The 18,186-nt window shown below is 66.7% G+C and carries 16 protein-coding genes and 1 tRNA gene; 9 read left to right on the forward strand and 8 right to left on the reverse strand.

The window, feature by feature from the left end:
• Window positions 1–4 precede the first annotated feature (4 nt).
• From nuoL to AC4AMJ_RS23405, 6 genes are all read left to right on the forward strand, one after another.
• Window positions 5–1,906 (forward strand): NADH-quinone oxidoreductase subunit L, encoded by a 1,902-nt coding sequence (gene nuoL, locus AC4AMJ_RS23380; protein WP_489915011.1) that lies wholly within the window; start codon window positions 5–7, stop codon window positions 1,904–1,906.
• A complete protein-coding gene (locus tag AC4AMJ_RS23385) occupies window positions 1,903–3,537 on the forward strand; it encodes an NADH-quinone oxidoreductase subunit M (protein ID WP_489915013.1) in 1,635 nt (544 codons plus the stop codon). Before nuoL ends, AC4AMJ_RS23385 begins: the two co-directional genes overlap by 4 nt.
• A complete protein-coding gene (nuoN, locus tag AC4AMJ_RS23390) occupies window positions 3,534–5,231 on the forward strand; it encodes an NADH-quinone oxidoreductase subunit NuoN (protein WP_489915015.1) in 1,698 nt (565 codons plus the stop codon). Before AC4AMJ_RS23385 ends, nuoN begins: the two co-directional genes overlap by 4 nt.
• 693 nt (window positions 5,232–5,924) lie before the next feature.
• Window positions 5,925–6,686 carry a hypothetical protein gene (locus AC4AMJ_RS23395; protein WP_489915017.1) on the forward strand — a complete coding sequence of 254 codons (762 nt, stop codon included), beginning with the start codon at window positions 5,925–5,927 and terminating at the stop codon, window positions 6,684–6,686.
• A 148-nt stretch (window positions 6,687–6,834) separates the two neighbouring features.
• On the forward strand, window positions 6,835–7,344 hold the full coding sequence (locus AC4AMJ_RS23400; protein ID WP_489915019.1) for a hypothetical protein: 510 nt from the start codon (window positions 6,835–6,837) through the stop codon (window positions 7,342–7,344).
• Window positions 7,341–8,126: a DEAD/DEAH box helicase family protein gene (locus AC4AMJ_RS23405; protein WP_489915021.1), complete on the forward strand. Its 786-nt coding sequence runs from the start codon at window positions 7,341–7,343 to the stop codon at window positions 8,124–8,126. The genes AC4AMJ_RS23400 and AC4AMJ_RS23405 overlap by 4 nt, the downstream gene beginning before the upstream one ends.
• Window positions 8,127–8,190: 64 nt before the next feature.
• Here the strand turns inward: AC4AMJ_RS23405 and AC4AMJ_RS23410 are convergent, their stop codons facing one another.
• From AC4AMJ_RS23410 to AC4AMJ_RS23420, 3 genes are read right to left on the reverse strand one after another with little or no spacing between them, the layout of a single operon-like run.
• On the reverse strand, window positions 8,191–8,616 hold the full coding sequence (locus AC4AMJ_RS23410; protein WP_489898764.1) for a hypothetical protein: 426 nt from the start codon (window positions 8,614–8,616) through the stop codon (window positions 8,191–8,193).
• Window positions 8,616–10,562: a primary-amine oxidase gene (locus AC4AMJ_RS23415; protein WP_489915023.1), complete on the reverse strand. Its 1,947-nt coding sequence runs from the start codon at window positions 10,560–10,562 to the stop codon at window positions 8,616–8,618. Before AC4AMJ_RS23415 ends, AC4AMJ_RS23410 begins: the two co-directional genes overlap by 1 nt.
• Window positions 10,559–12,055: an APC family permease gene (locus AC4AMJ_RS23420; protein WP_489915025.1), complete on the reverse strand. Its 1,497-nt coding sequence runs from the start codon at window positions 12,053–12,055 to the stop codon at window positions 10,559–10,561. The genes AC4AMJ_RS23415 and AC4AMJ_RS23420 overlap by 4 nt, the downstream gene beginning before the upstream one ends.
• A gap of 600 nt (window positions 12,056–12,655) precedes the next feature.
• Here AC4AMJ_RS23420 and AC4AMJ_RS23425 point away from each other — a divergent pair.
• Together AC4AMJ_RS23425 and AC4AMJ_RS23430 are read left to right on the forward strand one after the other, a co-directional pair.
• Window positions 12,656–14,098, forward strand: coding sequence for an APC family permease (locus AC4AMJ_RS23425; protein ID WP_489915027.1), 1,443 nt, complete (start codon window positions 12,656–12,658; stop codon window positions 14,096–14,098).
• Entirely contained in the window at window positions 14,095–14,847 is a 753-nt protein-coding gene (locus tag AC4AMJ_RS23430; protein WP_489915029.1) for an IclR family transcriptional regulator, read from the forward strand. Before AC4AMJ_RS23425 ends, AC4AMJ_RS23430 begins: the two co-directional genes overlap by 4 nt.
• A 348-nt stretch (window positions 14,848–15,195) precedes the next feature.
• Here the strand turns inward: AC4AMJ_RS23430 and AC4AMJ_RS23435 are convergent.
• The 5 genes from AC4AMJ_RS23435 to AC4AMJ_RS23455 form a co-directional block, all read right to left on the reverse strand.
• A tRNA-Ser gene (locus tag AC4AMJ_RS23435) sits at window positions 15,196–15,283 on the reverse strand.
• A 64-nt stretch (window positions 15,284–15,347) separates the two neighbouring features.
• Entirely contained in the window at window positions 15,348–15,557 is a 210-nt protein-coding gene (locus tag AC4AMJ_RS23440) for a CsbD family protein (protein WP_489898759.1), read from the reverse strand.
• A gap of 102 nt (window positions 15,558–15,659) precedes the next feature.
• On the reverse strand, window positions 15,660–15,944 hold the full coding sequence (locus AC4AMJ_RS23445) for a hypothetical protein (RefSeq protein WP_489898758.1): 285 nt from the start codon (window positions 15,942–15,944) through the stop codon (window positions 15,660–15,662).
• A gap of 134 nt (window positions 15,945–16,078) precedes the next feature.
• Window positions 16,079–16,519 (reverse strand): nucleoside deaminase, encoded by a 441-nt coding sequence (locus AC4AMJ_RS23450; RefSeq protein ID WP_489918499.1) that lies wholly within the window; start codon window positions 16,517–16,519, stop codon window positions 16,079–16,081.
• Between the two features lie 41 nt (window positions 16,520–16,560).
• Entirely contained in the window at window positions 16,561–17,106 is a 546-nt protein-coding gene (locus tag AC4AMJ_RS23455; protein WP_489898757.1) for a tRNA adenosine deaminase-associated protein, read from the reverse strand.
• A 95-nt stretch (window positions 17,107–17,201) separates the two neighbouring features.
• On the opposite strand from AC4AMJ_RS23455, the gene AC4AMJ_RS23460 reads away from it, so the two are divergent.
• Window positions 17,202–18,173 carry a prephenate dehydrogenase gene (locus AC4AMJ_RS23460; protein ID WP_489915031.1) on the forward strand — a complete coding sequence of 324 codons (972 nt, stop codon included), beginning with the start codon at window positions 17,202–17,204 and terminating at the stop codon, window positions 18,171–18,173.
• Window positions 18,174–18,186: the final 13 nt, after the last annotated feature.

Here is an 18,186-nt window from a genome sequence, read left to right on the forward strand (position 1 = left end):
CCAGGTGAGCACCCAGACGACCGCGGATCTGCTCTGGCTGGTTCCCGCGTTGCCGTTGCTCGGCGCGGCGATCCTGCTCCTGGGTGCGCGGCGCACCGATCGGTGGGGCCATCTCCTCGGTACCGCGCTGGCGTTGGCGTCCTTCGCGCTGGGCCTGGCGATGTTCTTCTCCATGGTGGGACGCGCCACCGATGACCGTGCGGTGCACCAGATCCTGTTCAGCTGGGTGCCGGTCGGGCAACTCCAGGTCGACTTCGGTCTGCAACTGGACCAGCTGTCGATGTGCTTCGTCCTGCTGATCACCGGCGTCGGGTCGCTGATCCACATCTACTCGATCGGCTACATGGCCGAGGACCCCGACCGGCGCCGGTTCTTCGCCTACCTCAACCTGTTTCTGGCCGCGATGCTGTTGCTGGTGCTGGCCGACAACTACCTCGGGCTGTACATGGGTTGGGAGGGTGTGGGTCTGGCGTCGTATCTGCTGATCGGTTTCTGGCAGTACAAGCCGACCGCGGCGACCGCGGCGAAGAAGGCGTTCGTGGTGAACCGGGTCGGCGACATCGGGCTGGCGATCGCTCTGATGATCATGTTCGCGACGTTCGGTGCGGTGTCCTTCCAGGCGGTGTTCGCCGGGGCCGATCAGGCCGGCCAGAACGTGCTGACCGCCATGGGTTTCATGTTGTTGCTCGCGGCGTGCGGGAAGTCGGCGCAGGTGCCGCTGCAGTCGTGGCTGGGTGACGCGATGGAGGGCCCGACACCCGTCTCGGCGCTGATCCACGCCGCCACCATGGTCACCGCGGGTGTCTACCTGATCGCGCGGTCCAACCCGATCTTCGACCTCGCGCCCGCCGCTCAGGCCGGCGTCGCCGTCGTCGGCGCGGTGACCCTGTTGTTCGGTGCGATCATCGGTTGCGCGAAGGACGACATCAAGAAGGCACTGGCGGCATCGACGATGAGCCAGATCGGCTACATGGTGCTCGCCACCGGGCTCGGACCCGCCGGTTACGCGTTCGCGATCATGCATCTGCTCACCCACGGCTTCTTCAAGGCCGGTCTGTTCCTCGGCGCCGGATCGGTGATGCACGGCATGAACGACGAGACCGACATGCGCCGTTACGGCGGGCTACGCACCGTCATGCCGATCACCTTCGTCACCTTCGGGCTCGGATACCTGGCGATCATCGGGGTGCCCCCGTTCGCCGGGTTCTTCTCCAAGGACCCGATCATCGAGGCGGCCTTCGCCTCCGGTGGCGTCGGCGGGTGGTTGCTCGGCGGCGCAGCGCTCCTCGGCGCAGGGATCACCGCGTTCTACATGACCCGGGTGATGATCCTGACGTTCTTCGGGGATCGCCGGTGGAAACACGAAGAAGTGCATCCCCACGAGTCGCCCGGGGTGATGACCGGGCCGATGATCATCATCGCGATCGGCTCGGTTGTCAGTGGCGCGTTGTTGGTGTGGGGTGACTCCCTCGTGCATTGGCTCGAGCCGGTGGTCGGCGAGGAACACCACGAACTCGGGGTGCCGACGTGGGTGATGACGGTGACGATCCTCGCCGTGGTGGCGATCGGCATCGGGCTCGCGTGGCGACAGTATGCGACGCAACCGGTTCCGGAGGTCGCGCCCGATGATGTGACGGCGTTGACCGTGGCCGCCCGCCGCGACCTCTACGGCGACGCGGTCAACGAGAACCTGCTGATGCGGCCCGGCCAGGAACTGACCAAGGGTCTGGTGCTCGTCGAAGGTGACGGCGTCGACGGCCTCACCACCGGTGTGGGTCGCTCGATCGGTGTGCTGTCGCAACGTTTACGGGGCTGGCAGACCGGCTATGTGCGGTCCTATGCACTGTCGATGTTCGCCGGTGCCGTCCTGATCGTCGCGTTGGTGATGGTGGTGAACGTCGCATGAGCGTGCCCTGGTTGACCATCCTCTGGCTGCTGCCGGCCGTCGGCGCCGCTGCGGTACTCGCCATCCCGAGTACCCGGCCGGACATCGCGAAGTGGCTGGGGCTGACGATCTCGGTCGTCGTCCTCGGTCTGTCGATCGGGCTGGCGATCGGCTTCGATACAGGCGGTTCGCGCTACCAGTTTGTCAAAGACCATAGTTGGATACCGGCATTCGGCACCCGCTACGCGCTCGGACTCGACGGCATCGGACTTGTGCTCGTGCTGTTGACCGCGGTGCTGCTGCCGCTGCTCATCCTGGCCGGCTGGAATGACGCGGATCATTCCGGCTCGCTGGATCATTCGGCCGGGCGGCGGCAGAAGGGCCCGCACACCTACCTCGCACTGACGCTCGCCGTCGAGGCGATGGTGTTGATGAGCTTCGTCGCGCTCGACATCCTGCTCTTCTACATCTTCTTCGAGGCCATGCTGATCCCGCTGTACTTCCTCATCGGCGGTTTCGGCAGCACCGCCGGCGGCGTGAACAGGTCGCGCGCGGCGGTGAAGTTCCTGCTGTACAACCTGTTCGGCGGTCTGATCATGCTGGCCGCGGTGATCGGCCTGTACGTGGTCACCGCCGACTCGGGGCTGGGCACCGACGGTGGCGGCACCTTCGATCTGCGGACCGTGGTGGACGCGGTGTCGTCGGGCCAGCTCGATGCGAGCTCCGGCCTGATCAAGCTGCTGTTCCTCGGCTTCATGTTCGCGTTCGCGGTGAAAGCACCTCTGTGGCCCTTCCATTCGTGGCTGCCGGATGCCGCGGTCGCGGCCACTCCGTCGAGCGCGGTGCTGATGATGGCCGTGGTGGACAAGGTCGGCACGTTCGCGATGCTGCGCTACTGCCTGCAGCTGTTCCCCGACGCCGCCCGCTACTTCGCCCCGCTGATCGCGGCCCTCGCGGTGATCGGCATCATCTACGGAGCGATCCTCGCCATCGGGCAGACCGATGTGATGCGGCTGATCGCCTACACCTCGATCTCACACTTCGGCTTCATCATCCTGGGGATCTTCGCCCTCACCAGCCAGGGACAGACCGGGTCGACGCTGTACATGGTCAACCACGGGATCTCCACCGCGGCACTGTTCCTGGTCACCGGGTTCCTGGTGTCGCGGCGCGGCAGCAGACTCATCGCCGACTACGGCGGCGTGCAGAAGATCGCACCCGTCCTGGCCGGCACGTTCCTGGTGGCCGGCCTGGCCACGTTGTCGCTCCCCGGCCTGGCGCCGTTCATCAGCGAGTTCCTCGTCCTGATCGGCACCTTCACCCGCTACCCGGTCGCGGCGATCGCCGCCGCGAGCGCGCTGGTGCTGTCGGCGATCTACGTCCTGTGGCTCTATCAACGGATGATGGGTGGGCCCCCGAAGGTGACCGTCGGCGTGGAGGGACCGGGCGCGGCCACCCGGCCCATGCGTGACCTCCACGGCCGGGAACTGGTCGTCGTCGCACCGCTGATCGCGCTGTTGCTCGTGTTCGGCGTCTACCCGAAACCGCTGCTGAACCTGATCGATCCGGCGGTCTCGCAGACGATGAGCACGATGCATCAGACCGATCCGAAGCCCACGGTTGCTGTTCCGACGGACGGAGAGCAGAAATGACCGTCGCTCATCTCGCCGCCATCGAGGCGCCCAGCGTCGAGTACGGACTGTTGTCCCCCATGCTCATCGTGTTCGGCGTCGCGGTCGTCGGTGTGCTCGTGGAAGCCTTCTCGCCGCGAACGTTCCGTTATCCGATCCAGCTCGTGCTGTCGCTCGGCGGGCTGGTCGCCGGGTTCATCGCGCTGATCGTCGTGGCCGTCGCCGAGTTCTCCGACGGCGGCCGCGGACAGTTCGCGATGTCCGGGGCGGTGGTGATCGACCGCCCGACGATCTTCCTGCAGGGGCTGCTACTGCTCGTCGCGATCATCGCCGTCGCCTTCATGGGCGAACGTCGTCTCGAACGGGTGGTCGCGGCACCGTCGTCGATCACGTTGAACGGCTCGGGAGCCAAACGTGTCAGCGACGGACCGGGTGCGGCCGCGCAGGCCACGCTCGATGCGGTCGACGCCGATATGTTCACGCCGTCCGGGGCGGCGGTGCCCAACACCGACGCCGAGTTCGAGGCGACCCGGGCGGGTGGGCTCACCACCGAGGTGTTCCCGTTGACGCTGCTCGCCGTCGGCGGCATGATGTTGTTCCCCGCGTGCGGCGATCTGCTGACGATGTTCATTGCGTTGGAGGTGTTCTCGCTCCCGCTCTACCTGTTGTGCGGTCTGGCACGACGGCGTCGGCTGATCTCGCAAGAGGCCTCCCTCAAATACTTCCTGCTCGGCGCGTTCTCGTCGGCCTTCTTTCTGTTCGGCGCGGCGTTCGCCTACGGCGCGACCGGCTCACTCCAGCTCGGTGAGATCGGCCGGGCCATCGCCGCACCGGGCGCCGACACCATCCTGCCGCTCATCGCGCTCGGCCTGCTGTCGGTGGGTTTGCTGTTCAAGATCGGTGCGGTGCCGTTCCATTCGTGGATTCCGGACGTCTACCAGGGTGCGCCGACACCGGTGACCGGATTCATGGCGGCCGCCACCAAGATCGCCGCGTTCGGCGCGCTGTTACGGGTGTTCTACGTCGGGTTCGGGGATCTGAAGTCCGATTGGGAACCCGCCCTGTGGGCCGTCGCGATCGCCACCATGCTCGCCGGCGCCGTGATGGCGGTGACGCAGAACGACATCAAACGGATGCTCGCCTACTCGTCGATCACGCATGCGGGTTTCATCCTGCTGGGTCTGGTCGCGTTCGACGATGCGGGTCTCGCGGCGACGATGTTCTACCTCGCCGCCTACGCGTTCTCCACGTTCGGCGCGTTCGCCACCGTGGCCGTGGTCCGGGAACCCGACAAGCAGTCGGGCCCCCACCTGTCCGGCCGTGAGGCCACCGAGATCTCTCAGTGGGCCGGCCTCGGCCGGCGCTATCCGCTTGTCGGCGCGATGTTCTCGATGTTCTTGCTGGCCTTCGCCGGTATCCCGCTCACCAGTGGATTCGTCGCGAAGTTCGACGTCTTCGCCGCGGCAGCCGGTTCCGGCGCCGGGGTTCTGGTGGTCATCGGTGTCATCAGCAGCGCGATCGCCGCCTATTTCTACATCCGCATCATCGTGGCGATGTTCTTCGCCGACGTCCCCGTCGACGCCCCGCACGTGGTGAAGCCGAGCGTCCTGACCACGTCGTCGATCGCCGTGTGCACCCTGGTCACGATCGTGCTGGGCATCTTCCCGCAGCCGCTGCTTGACCTCGCGCAGAACGCTGCCCAGTTCCTGACGTGAGAGAGTGAACGGCCTCGAGATGCCGTGGGCGACCGTCGTTGGGTAGGAAATCTCCAACCTGTCGATCCGTGAAGAGGACTGGAGCGCCGTACTCCGGTCCCTGCGGAGGTCCGGAGCGCTAGCAAAGGGACCGTCACACCGATCCCTGAGGAGGTCCGGAGCGCTAGCGGAGGGACCGTCACACCGATCCCTGAGGAGGTCCAGAGCGCTCGCGAAGGGACCGTCACACCGATCCCTGAGGAGGTCCAGAGCGCTCGCGAAGGGACCGTCACACCGATCCCTGAGGAGGTCCAGAGCGCTCGCGAAGGGACCGTCACACCGATCCCTGAGGAGGTCCAGAGCGCTCGCGAAGGGACCGTCACACCGATCCCTGAGGAGGTCCGGAGCGCTAGCGGAGGACCGTCACGAAGGGTCGCCCTTCGTGACGCATCGCTCGTACCTCGCGAGGCTCCTCAGGGACCGAGTGGCGGCGCATCGCTCGTACCTCGCGAGGCTCCTCAGGGACCGAGTGGCGGCGCATCGCTCGTACCTCACGAGGCTCCTCAGGGAGCGGTCGAAGGGCTTCGCCTACCGGTCACCCACGATGATGACTTCGACACCGGACCACGTTTGCGCAGGTGAAAGGACACAAATTGGTTTCCGGTCCGGACGGAACCGGGGTCGGCGGCGGGCTCGACGGGCTACAGTTCACGCATGGTCACCCGCCTTGGGGCCGCGTCGGCGGCGCTCGTGTGTCTGGCCGCGGCCGGTCTGTCGGCATGTACCGAAACCGGCGAGGCAGTCCCCGCCACGAACAACCCGGTCGTGTCGACCACCGTCATTCCGTCGGTCGGACCGACCACCGCGGCGACACCGACACCGCAAGCGCAGATGTACTCCCCGCTGATGCTGGCCTTGTCCGGGCGGCAGGGATCGGACACCTATGCCGTCCACGTCCCCCAGGTGACCGGCGGTGTGGCTGCCGTACGCGACCGCTTCAACTCCGGCATGCGGACCACGCTGAACGACGTCCTCGGCCCGCTTTCGGACACCAACGTCGAGGACGGATCGTTGATCGGCGACGACCGCAGCCGGGTCACCATGACTGGTCCACGGGTCGTCGCCGGCGTGGCGATCTACACCACATACAGCGAGGGCGCCGCCCATCCCAACAACTACGTCGCCACCATCACCATCAACGGAGACAACGCCCAGCCGATCCTGCTGACCGATGTGTTCACCGATCCGGCGGCCGCCGGTCAACGCCTCGCCGCAGCGGTCGAACGGATCGATCCCCGCGCCGCGCCCGTCAACGGCGACATCGACAACTTCCTCAACTGGGTACCCACGACGTCGGGCATGTTGGTGTACGTCCCGGTCGTCCACGCCCTCGGCGACTATCTCCCGGTGACGGTGCCGTGGGGTCAGATCTCCGATCTGATGACGCCGGGGATGCGGGCGGTGATGATCGGCTGAGCCGACGAGGTCGTGCAATCTGGGCTCATGCGCAACTGTGAAGGCACCATTCGCTCCATGTGACCGCTCCTGATAGTTGAGCTGGGGGTGAAAACGGCAGCGACATGCAGCTATACTGACTGCATAGTCATTCTGTATAGACGTTTGGGTGGTGAGCACGATGGCAATGGTTCAGACAAAGACCTCACCAGGTCGGCCCCTCACTGACGCCGACCTGCGGAAGGTTGGCGCGCGGCGTCGGCTGGCGAACTTCCGCGAGCGGCAAGCGATTGTCGACGCGGCATTGGGTGGTCGCCCCCAAACCGTCATCGCGAAGAACCTTGGTGTGTCGCAACCGCATGTCAGTCGCGTCCTGGCAGAGGTCAAACGGCAAAATCACGGAACGCTCGCACCTGTGCCGGTTTCGGCGCTCGAGATCATCGATGAACGTGACGCCGACGAGATCACCACAGCCGCGATGATCAGCTCACTCAAGAAGCTTGACTACACCGACGGTCACGTCCCGGACGCCGCCGGTGTCGCGACGGATGCCTATGTACGCGGCAGCTGGGACGATATCGAATTCGCTTTCCAGCGCGACAAGCTCACCTTCGAGGAGTACTCCGAGTTGTTCACTGCCCATCGACAGCAGCAAAGGGCTGCAGCAGCTCTCGAGTGAGTCCACTCCGCGAGGAGCTGCTGCGTGATGCGGTGGCCGCCGAACTCGCGCGCCTGACGGGTGCGGGCGGACCGGCCGCCACCCGTGGACCGCGGGCAACCAGTAATGCCTTCGCCGACGATCCGCGCCGGGCGTTACTACGCCGCCAGATTATCGTCGATTACCTCGATGATGGGTGGGTCTCGGCGCGTCGAAGTGACCGAGGCGTGGTGATTACCGCAGGTGTCCCGGGCGCGGGGAAGTCGACGGCTGTCGAGGCCATCCTGGGCGCGGCTGTCTCAGAGTATCGGCGGCTCGATGCCGATGTGGTGAAAGACGCCCTGCTGGCCGACGCCCTGGGCTCGGGCATCTACGAAGATCTGCGGGCGACCGAGCTGGCCGACGGCAAGCCCGTGGCGCCACGCGAACTTGCATCTCTAGTACACGTCGAATCCACCCAAATCTGGGATTCGTTGCGTCGCCACAGCATTGACCGCGGCGAGCGAATAGTGATCGAGGGTACCTCGCCTGGCCTGGTCTGGGGGAACTGCTACTCGGCGAACTCGCTGAGGGCTGCTACACATACATCCGCGTGGTGGTTGTCGAGGTCCCAGAACCGATCGCCCAGAACCGTGCGATTGATCGGTGGTGGCAGGTTCGGCACTCCGACGATGATCCTCTCGGCGGAAGATTCACCCCGCCCGATGTCATCTCCGGCTATTACCGGCCAGTCGGAGGAAGTGTGTGCAGGGCCAACGCTGAGATGTTGGCACGCGAAGCCGCGCAGGCCGGTTTCGCCGTAGACCTCGACATCGTCGACGAGAATGGAGCCATCAGGCGGTGAGACCCACCGGCCGAAGGCCCGACCTACCCGACCGCGACCACACCCTGCCCCGCCCGCACATCCACCGGCCGCCGAGTCCGCACGAACACCACGATCAGACCGATCACGGCCTCCACACCCGCAACGCCCGTGGCAGCTGACATCATCGGCGACGAATCCGACCCGGCCGCGGCCACCGGCGCAATCTGGTGGCATCCGCCGAACGATAAGTGCACTGCGAACATCGCGAGATTCATCAGCGCGATGCCGCACCACGCCCGGATGTCCCCGCTACGCCAGAGATGCCGGGCACACCCGCAGCACACGATCGCCATCGACACGGCGAGCACGGCCATCGCAGCGGTCGCGCCCGAGGCCGCCATCACCACGTGCAGCACCGCCGACGTCACGGCAAGTGCCGAGCACGCCCGCCGTCCGATGACGGCGAGCGTGCCCATGGTGGCCGACATCAGCCCTCGCAGCAGTGCGAGGTCGGAGCGGCGGGAATGTCGAGCGCCGGATTGCGGTCGAAGAAGCCCACCGGCTTGAGTGTGAACCCGGCGTAGTCGACGGGCATGACGGGCCAGTCCTCGGGCCGCGGGAAGTGTGTGAGGCCGAAGGTGTGCCACAGCACGACGTCCTCGCCGTCGATGCCGCGGTCTGCCGCCACATACGCCGGCAGGCCGGCGTTTCCGGGATTCTGGTTGACGTAGTCGCCGGCCGGATACTTCTCCGCGTCGTCGTAGCGCGTCACCCACAGATGTTTGGTCGCGAACGCCGCGCGGGCTGCGATCGAACTCGACGGGTCGGCGAGCAAGGTGGGCTGACCCTCCGGGTGCAGCGCATAACCGACGTCCTGTCCGAGCCGGTTCTGCTTGTCCGGGTTGGTGATGTGCCAGACCCGCGCCTTGAGGTTGTCGGCCATCCGGACGCCCTCGGACTCGGTCCGCAGCCGCGTCTTCTGCTGGCGGAATGCGTTTCCCCACGGGTTTTCCGGCCCCATCGGCACCGGCACCGCATCCACCTCGGTGACGACGTTGCGGTCACCGTCGACGGCCATGTCCAGCCGAGCGGAGAACAGATGCTGGTGGAAGGGAGCGCCGAGGCCGGGGGCCATCTCGGTGGAGAATCCGTCGGGACCGCGGTAGGCGGAGGAGAAGACGATGCCGGTGGCCTTGGCCTCGAGCTCGATCGTGCCGTCGAGGTAGAGGTACCAGTAGAACCCGTAATCATAGTTGCCGATGGTGAGGAAGAACGAGATCACCAGTCGGCGTGAACGTCTGGTCTCGGCCATGCCGTTGAACATGTCGGTGTGCTTCCACAGCACGCCGTAGTCCTCCTCGTGCAGGCAGATCGCGTTCTTCATGACCCGCGGGTTGCCGTTCTCATCGGCGATCGTCACGTCGAAGTAGGTGATGTCGCCGAGGCAATCGCAACCCAGCTCCAGCGAATTCGTGTAGCGGCCGAAGAGGTACTCCCCCTGGTCGAAGTAGTTCTGCCAGTACCGAACCGGCGACGGATCGGCGTAGGGCACCACCATCTCGGCGATCGACGCCCGGTAGATGACCGGCCGCACCTCGCCGCCGTCGTGCCGCGAGATCTGATGCAGCGTCAGGCCTTCGCGCACGTCGAAGCCGAACCGGAAGCTCCAATCGGCCCAGCTGATCTGGTTGCCGTCGACGGTGAAGCTGGGGCCTTCGGGCTGGGTGATCTCGATGGGCGTGAGGTCGGTGCGGGTGGGCGTGGCATGCGGTTCGGCGTTCCACTCGCCCCGTTCGGCCGGGACGGGCAGCACGACCTCGTCGATGACCTTGACGACACGACGCTCGGTGAGGTCGACGTAGGCGACGACACCGTCGATCGGATGCGCCCACGGCAGATCGGCCTTGTCCGACTGATAGAAGGCCAGGACCCGGACGATGCGGTGACCGACCTCATCTTCGTGCCCGAAGACACCGGCGGACAACGGGACCGCACGCACGTTGGCCGGGTCGAGCTCGCGGGTCTTCATGGCTGCCAGCCATTCCGGGGAGTCGAGCAGGTAGGCCTCGATGTCCTCGAACTCCTGATCCAGGATGGGCACATGACCCTCGGTCGCGGCATCGATCGTCGTCCGCTCGATGACCGCTCGTTCGGTCACGGAAACGATCAGGTTCGCACCGTGTCCAATGTCGCGGTCGAGCAACAGGACCCGCGCCCGCCGGTCGATCGGGTCGCCGGGGCGGAATGCGAGCACCACATCCTTGGCCGGTTCGTCGAGCGCGACGAAGACGAATCTGGTGTGCTCGCTGAGCAGCCCTGCGGCATCGACGATCTCGCGGACCGAGATGATCTCGTCGGCGCCTAGCGGGGTGAGGGGATGGTCGGGTCCGGCATTGTCGGCGTTCCGGGGTTCGGCGACGGTGGCGGTACTCATCGTGTTCTCCTTCGGGTCGGTGTGGATGGCGTTGATTGACAGTGGGTTTCGTTGTCGGCGGTGACGGTGTGTCGCGCGGCGTGCGGTCGCAGAACGGCGACCACGGCTCCGCTGACGAACGCGGCGATCAGTAGCACCGCGATGATGATCGCCAGGGTGTCCGATCCGCCGACCAGCAACGGCAGGTTGACCGCGGTGAGGACGAGCAGCGTTGCGAGGCCGATCAATCCCAGGCCCGGGGCCACCACCGTGTGCCACAGCCGGGTGTCCTTGCGGGTCCGGCGGAAGTACACGATGACGGCGACCGAGGTAAGGGTCATGAGAGCGACGATCCCGACCGACGACACTCCGGCGAACCACGCGAACACCTGAGTGACCGGGTCGAGCCCACCGAGGGTCGCGGCCACGATGACGACTGCCGCCGAGGTGGTCTGGACGATCGACGCGATGTGCGGCGACGAGTGACGGGCGTGCGAGCGACCGCAGGAGGCCGGCAGCGCGCCGCTGTTACCCAGCGAGTGGATGTAGCGGGCCAGCACATTGTGGAACGACAGCACCGCGGCGAAAAGACTCGTGATCAGCAGCACCTGGACGAGGTCACCGGCGACCGATCCGACGTAGCGGACGGCGGTCTCGGTGATCATGCCCTCCGGGTTCTCGGTGGCTTTCTGGACGGCACCCGCGTCTCCCCATGCGCTCACCATGAGCCAACTGCTCAGCGCGTAGAACGCGCCGATGAGCAGCAGGGCGCAGTAGGTGGCGCGGGGGATGGTCCGCGCCGGGTCGCGGGCCTCGTCACGGAACACCGCGGTGGCCTCGAAGCCGATGTAGCCGGCCAGCGCGAAGATCAGTGCGATCCCGGGCGCACCGTGGAAGAAGTTGGACGGGCTCAGCGCAGCCGTGGACAGTCCGTCGGCGCCACCGTGGCCGAGTACCGACAGGTTGATGACCATGACGATGCCCACCTCGCAGATGAGCAGGACGCCGAGTACCTTGCCGGACAACTCGATATGGCGATATCCGAGTGTGGCGATGACGACGAGGACACCCAGCGCGTACACGTACCAGGGGACCGACGGCCCGCCGTGCGCGGTGACCAGATCGTCGATCGCGGCCCCGATGTAGCCGTAGACCGCCCCTTGCACCGCCGTGTAGGAGAGCAGCGCAAGGAAAGCCGCACCCAGCCCGGCGTGACGGCCCAGTCCGTGTGCGACGTAGGTGTAGAAAGCACCCGCACCGGGAATGTGCCGGGCCATCGCGGTGAAACCGACGGCGAATAGCAGCAGCACCGCGGTGCAGACGATGTAGGTCGCCGGGTAGGCCGCCCCGTTTCCGGCGGAGATGCCCAGCGGCACGGCCCCGGCGATCACCGTCAACGGTGCCGCCGCGGCGATCACCATGAAGACGATCCCGGTGGGGCCGAGCCGGCCGGACAGCGCGCGCGAACCGTCCGTGGTGGCGGTCGACGCTGCCGTCGAAACTCGTGTGGTCATGTCACTTCTCATCCTTCTCGGGCGAACTCGACTCGGCTGTCCGCAAGAATCGCGTTGACGTATCGCTGCGACATTCACAGGGATGCCATGTGAATCCGGCCGAAAGAATTGATCTATTATCAATTCTCGGTCGAACTCAAATGCGATTCTCGATTGTTTTTCGGATTGGTACGGAGGCTGATCACCGAACAGGCGCGACCGGTGCGACACGGCCGACACGAGGGCTTCCACTCCGACATCGCAGCTGCCTGACCGGTGGTTCTGCACCAGATCTCGCACTGCAGTGCGGTGTCGTCGGATCGGTGACACTGACTTTACGTCCGCACTATGAGCTGTGTCACGCCTTATCCCGAATGGGTATTCCGCGGCATCCGATTCTCATTCGAGTCACCCGATAGTGGTCGTGGATCAGCGCGAGTGGATGCACGAAATACCAGGTTATCGGGATTTCCGAGTTCAAATGAGAATGCGCGCGATGGCATTTTCTCATTTGAAAAGTTGGCGATTGAATCGGCGCCGAAACAGTGTGATGATCATCTCGATGAGTTGAGTCCTCGATGCCGGGTCGCTTCGGCCGGCAAGGCCGGGAGGCGGTGGAACGTGAGCAGCGGGGATACGGTCCGGGGCCGGTCACCGGTCGCCGGGTTGCGGCGCGCACAGTTGTCCTTCGCCGAGGTCCTGGGCCAGTCCGTGGCGGCGGTGGCACCGTCGGCCGTCATGGTCACGCTGCCGGCACTGGTGCTGCCGGCTGCCGGTCGGTGGACCGGGCCCGTGTTCGTCGCCACGACGGTCCTGTTCCTGGCAATCGGCTACTGCATCGGCCAGTTCTCCACGCGCATGGTCGCGGTCAGTGGCCTGTACAGCTATACGGTCAAGGGTCTCGGACCGACGGCCGGCATCGGTGCGGGATGGTCGGTGGTGATCGGTTATGCCGGCGCGGCGATGGCGAGCACGGTGGGCGCCGGCGCGTATCTGACCGCCCTGCTGCACCGGGTCGGCGTGCCGGACGGGAGACCGACGATCGGCGTGCTGGTGGTGGTGGTGGGTGCGGTCGCCCTCGCGCTGATGGTCCGCGGAATCCAGCTGTCGGCACGGATCTCGTTGAGCATCGAGGTGTTCGCCGTGGCCGCGGCGGCCACGGTGCTGACCGTGTCCGCGGTGGGCGGTGACCGCCCGGCACCCACGGGCTCGCTGGGCGATGGCGCGATCGGTTTCGCGTTGCTGCTCGCGACGACGGCGTTCGTCGGTTTCGAGAGCGCGACGACCCTGGCCCGCGAGGCCCGACGCCCGTTCATCGCGGTCACCCGGGCGGTGCGCTGGTCGCCACTGGTCCTCGGCGTGCTGTACATCTTCGCGGCCGTCGTGCAATCGGGCCACACGGCGGTCGGCACGGCGGAGACGGTGCCGATCGTGCTCAGCCTGCCGTCGTCGCACGGCATCGGCTCCGGGGTGTTGTCGGTTCTGCTGGAACTCGGTATCACTGCATCGTGGCTGGCGTGTGTGATCGGGTCGTGTACCGCGCTGTCACGGACCCTGTTCGCGATGGGACGCGAGGGCGTGATTCCGGCCGCGATGGGCCGCACCCACCGCACCTTTCACACGCCGGTCGTCGCACTGCTCGTGGTGATGCCGCTGGTCACCCTGGTTCCGGTGCTCTACCTGGTGGTGGCAGGCTCCGCGCGGAACACTCTGATCGGGCTGTTGGCGGTGTCGGCGCACGGGTACATCTGCGCCTATCTGCTGGTCTGTGTCGCCGCCCCGGCGTTTCTGCGGCAGATCGGTGAACTGGGCCGGCTACCGGTGATCGTCGGGGCCGTGAGCGCACTGGGATTGGTTGCGATCATCGTGTGGGCCGCGATGACGATCGACGCACCCGTCTGGATCGCCACCACCACATACGCCGCCCTGCTCGCCGTCGGGTTCGCGGTGTACGGGATACGGCGCCGCCGGGACCCCGGACTGCCGGAACGGGTCGGGGTGTTCGATGAGACCACCTCGGATCAGGTCGTGAACGACTACGACCCGTGGCAGGTCCGACGGTGAGCCCCGCGGGCCCGAGCCTGTCGGGCCGGCAACCCAAGGCCGTCCAGACCGCGCTGCATGTGCTGGAGGAGATCGCCCGAGGTGGCGCGGGCATCACGGCCAAGGACATCTCGGACCGCCTCGACATCCCGTCGGCGACCGTCTACCGACTGCTGAATCTGCTGGTCGCCGACGAATACGTGGTGCGCATGCCCGATCTGGCCGGCTTCGCGCTCGGTCCGCGCACCGGCGCGCTCGTCGACGCCACCCTGGTGCCACGGGTGTGTGCGGCCGCTCGGGACGTGCTGGCCGAGCTGCGACTGTCCATCCGGTTCGGCGCACACCTCTACTACTTCACCAACACCTCGGTACGCGCCGCCGACATCGACGCCGAGTTCCCACCGACCGCCGACGAACCGACCCTCAACCGCTATCTCCACGCCAGTGCCGTCGGCAAGCTGTTGCTGGCGGAGAAGTCGCAGCTCGACGAGTGGGTGAGCTTCCCGCTCACCGCCCTCACCGGCCGGACCCCGACGACACGTGATGCCCTGACACAACAGCTTTCGGCCGTCGCGCACGACGGCTATGCCGTGCAGGTCGGCGAGATCGATCCGGATCGGGCAGGTGTCGCGGTCGGGGTCCGGTCCCGCTCGGGTGTGCTGGTCGCGGCACTGGCACTGTCGGGGACGGCCGAGCGGAGCGAGCTGATGCTGCGGCAGATCCCGTCGCTCGTCGACTACGCGGACCGGCTGGGGCCGTTCCTGGCGTGAGCGACGCTCGCCGGTCCCGGCTCTCCCCGAAAACCACCCAACCCGCTACCCGCCTCCCACTGAAACCACCACCCACCCAACTCCCATCCCCTCCGAAAACCACCCGCCCGGCTACCCGCTTCCCCGAAAACCACCCACCAGCGCAGTGCTGTCGGCGAATCGCCGACGTGCGCCCGCTCGAGGGCGGTTTTCGGTGAGGAGGGGAGGAGGCAGAGGTGGGGACGAGGAGGTGGGGAGGCCGAGATGGGGAGGAGGAGGTGGGGAGCAGGGAGGACGGTGAGGAGTCGGCGAGGTGCCAGCCAGAATCGAAAACGGCCCCCTACCTGTTCGGTAGGGGGCCGTTCGCTGCGGTGGCGGAGGGATTTGAACCCTCGGTACGGGGTTACCGCACACAGCATTTCGAGTGCTGCACCTTCGGCCGCTCGGACACGCCACCGCGGAAGACTGTACCGCAGTCGGCGCTGAAGCCTAAATTGTCTGGTCAGAGCGGCAAAAGAGGGCTAATGTCCGGTCAGTTTGTCCTTGACGTCGTCGACCTTGCCCTTGACCGCGTCGGCAGCGTCGGAAACCTTCTGCTTGCCCTTCGCGCTGGCCTGGTCGCCCTTGCCCTCTTCCTTGAGATCTTTGTCGTCCGTGAGGCCGCCGGCAGCTTCTTTACCGCGACCCTTCAGTTCTTCGGCCTTGTTCTTGGCGTCGTCTTGGATACCCATGAACTGCCTCCTCCTGAATCACCCCGGGAACGGGCGTCCCGGGGGCACCACCCACGGTGCCATGGAAGCGCCGAGCCGACCAGGATCGCAGGTCAGCCGCCTTCAGTGGCCGCCCAGCTTGTCCTTGAGCTCGCCGGCCTTCTCCTTCGCGGTCGCCACGACGTCCTGCACCGTGTCGTTCTCGGCGACCTCGTGGATCTTCTCCTTGACGGTGCTGACGGCGCTCTGGACGGTGTCACTTTCCGCGAACTCGTTGATCTTGTCCTTGGCAGTGCCGACGGCACCACGCACGGCGTCGCTGTCGGCGAACTCGTTGATCTTGTCGATGACGGTCTCGACGACGTCATGGATCTTGTCGGTACCGCTCTTGTCGGTCGGATCGGACATGGTGGCTCCTCGGTTAGGCGATGACGTGCCTACAGGTGATGCACGCCCTTGTCTCCAATCTGCCAGAGCATCGGCCGCAGCGGACCCTGAACTTCACCCTGAAATGGTCCCTGAAGTGCGCGAAGGGGAGACGCTCAGTCGTCGCGACGCGTGTGGAAGAAGTCCAGCATCAGGGCCCGGCACTCGTCGTCGAGCACGCCGCCGACGACCTGGGGTCGATGCGACAGCCGCGGATCGCGCACCACGTCCCACAGCGACCCGACGGCGCCCGTCTTGGGTTCCCAGGCCCCAAACACCAGCGTGTCGATCCGGGCCAGTGTGGTGGCGCCGGCGCACATGGTGCACGGCTCCACGGTCACAACCAGCGTGCAGCCCGGTAGTCGCCAGCCGTCGCCGAAACGGCGGGCCGCTTCCCGCAGGGCGAGGATCTCGGCGTGCGCAGTCGGGTCTGCATCGGCCTCACGACGATTCGCCGACCGTGCCAGCTCGACGCCGTCGGGGTCGAACACCACCGCACCGATCGGCACGTCGTCGCTGCCCGCGTCGGCCGCTGCGGCCAGCGCCGAGCGCATCATGGCCTCCCACCCCGCCCGCGGCGGTCCGACGGGGGCCGGGCTCAATGCCCCAGTTTGTCGAGCACCTTGGCCAGTTCGTCGGCGAATCCGAGGCGCGCGGCGATCATGCCGACCTGCTCATCGGCGTAGAGGTCGGTGTCGCCGACGATCACGCTCATCACCGCGTCGGGCAGTCCCAGATCGGCCAGGATGCCGAGATCGCCCTCTTCCCAGGGGTCCACATCGTCGAGCTCGTCGGGGTCGATGTCGGGGACGTCGATGTTCATCGCGTCGAGGGCGTCGGCGGCGATGTCGTAGTCGATGCCGGCGGTGGCGTCGGAGACCAGCAGGTGCGGTCCCTGCGGGGCCGGCCGCAGGACGATGAAGAACTCGTCGTCGACGTCGAGCAACCCGAAGACGGCGCCGGTCGCGCGCAGCTCACGCAACTGTCGCTCGGCGTCGCCGAGATCCTGCAGAGCCGATGGCTTCAGCGCGGTCACCTTCCACGCGCCCTCGTCGCGAACCACCGCGACGGCGAAACCCTCGATCTCGTCGGATACGTCCTGTTTGCTCGAACCACCCGATACACCCGCTCCGGCACCTGCCATGCAGGTCACCGTAGCCGTTAACGGCGGGGCACCCAAGTCCCGGTCGCCGACTCCTCGCTGTTCACCACCTTCGGCCGGTGTGGGAATGTGATGGGGTGACTGCCGACGCCGCTCCCACCCCGTCCACCGTCCGGCCGGTCTGCGTTCTCGGACTGGGTCTGATCGGCGGTTCGTTGCTGCGGGCCCTGCACGACGACGGCCGAGCGGTGTTCGGCTACAACCGTTCCGGTGAGACGGTCGACGCCGCCACCGCGTCCGGTCATCGCGCATCGACGGACCTCGCGGCCACGCTGGCCGAGGCGAGCGCACAGGACGCGGTGATCGTTCTGGCGACGCCGGTCACCACCATCGACGCGCTGCTCCCGGCGATCGCCGAGCACGCACCCGGCTGTCTGCTCACCGACGTCATCAGCGTGAAACGGCCGGTGGCCGAAGCGGTCGCGCGGCTGGCACCGGGCGTGCGATACGTCGGCGGTCATCCCATGGCAGGGACCAGTCGGTCCGGGTGGCCGGCAACCGATCCCGACCTCTTCCGCACGGCGATGTGGATGGTGACCACCGAGGACCGCACCGACCCCGACGACTGGCTGGCGGTGGCGTCGCTGGCGCGCGCCGTCGACGCCTGCGTGGTACCGGCCGCCCCCGACGCGCATGACCGTGCCGTCGCCGCGATCTCGCATCTACCGCACCTGACCGCCGCCGCGACCGCTGCGGTCGGGGCCGGAGAGAGCCATCTCGCGCTGCGCCTCGCCGCCGGCAGCTTCCGCGACGGGACCCGGGTGGCCGGGACCGCCCCCGCGTTGCAGCGGGCGATGCTGGAGGCCAATGGGATCGCGCTGCTCAACGTCCTCAGTGAGACGATCGACCGGCTGATCTCGGCACGCGACGAACTCCGCGATCACGGCACGGTCGAGATCCTCGTCGACGACGGTCATCGATCACGGCTCGCCTACGACGCCATCGCCGGAGTCGACCCCGTGCCGATCACCGGAGTGCGGATCGGCGATCCCGGGTGGGCCGAGGAACTCCGACGGCAGGCCCATCAGGGCCGGGTGTGGATGGGCTGAGCGCCGGTGGCCC

The sequence above is a fragment of the Gordonia sp. LMA484 genome (genome assembly GCF_058129505.1).

Bases quoted from the DNA above. Each gene is read 5' to 3' on its own strand.
- AC4AMJ_RS23385 (WP_489915013.1), top strand. From the start codon at position 1,903: ATGAGCGTGCCCTGGTTGACCATCCTCTGGCTGCTGCCGGCCGTCGGC.
- nuoN (WP_489915015.1), top strand. From the start codon at position 3,534: ATGACCGTCGCTCATCTCGCCGCCATCGAGGCGCCCAGCGTCGAGTAC.
- AC4AMJ_RS23395 (WP_489915017.1), top strand. From the start codon at position 5,925: ATGGTCACCCGCCTTGGGGCCGCGTCGGCGGCGCTCGTGTGTCTGGCC.
- AC4AMJ_RS23410 (WP_489898764.1), bottom strand. From the start codon at position 8,616: ATGTCGGCCACCATGGGCACGCTCGCCGTCATCGGACGGCGGGCGTGC.
- AC4AMJ_RS23415 (WP_489915023.1), bottom strand. From the start codon at position 10,562: ATGAGTACCGCCACCGTCGCCGAACCCCGGAACGCCGACAATGCCGGA.
- AC4AMJ_RS23420 (WP_489915025.1), bottom strand. From the start codon at position 12,055: ATGACCACACGAGTTTCGACGGCAGCGTCGACCGCCACCACGGACGGT.
- AC4AMJ_RS23440 (WP_489898759.1), bottom strand. From the start codon at position 15,557: ATGGGTATCCAAGACGACGCCAAGAACAAGGCCGAAGAACTGAAGGGT.
- AC4AMJ_RS23445 (WP_489898758.1), bottom strand. From the start codon at position 15,944: ATGTCCGATCCGACCGACAAGAGCGGTACCGACAAGATCCATGACGTC.
- AC4AMJ_RS23450 (WP_489918499.1), bottom strand. From the start codon at position 16,519: ATGATGCGCTCGGCGCTGGCCGCAGCGGCCGACGCGGGCAGCGACGAC.
- AC4AMJ_RS23455 (WP_489898757.1), bottom strand. From the start codon at position 17,106: ATGGCAGGTGCCGGAGCGGGTGTATCGGGTGGTTCGAGCAAACAGGAC.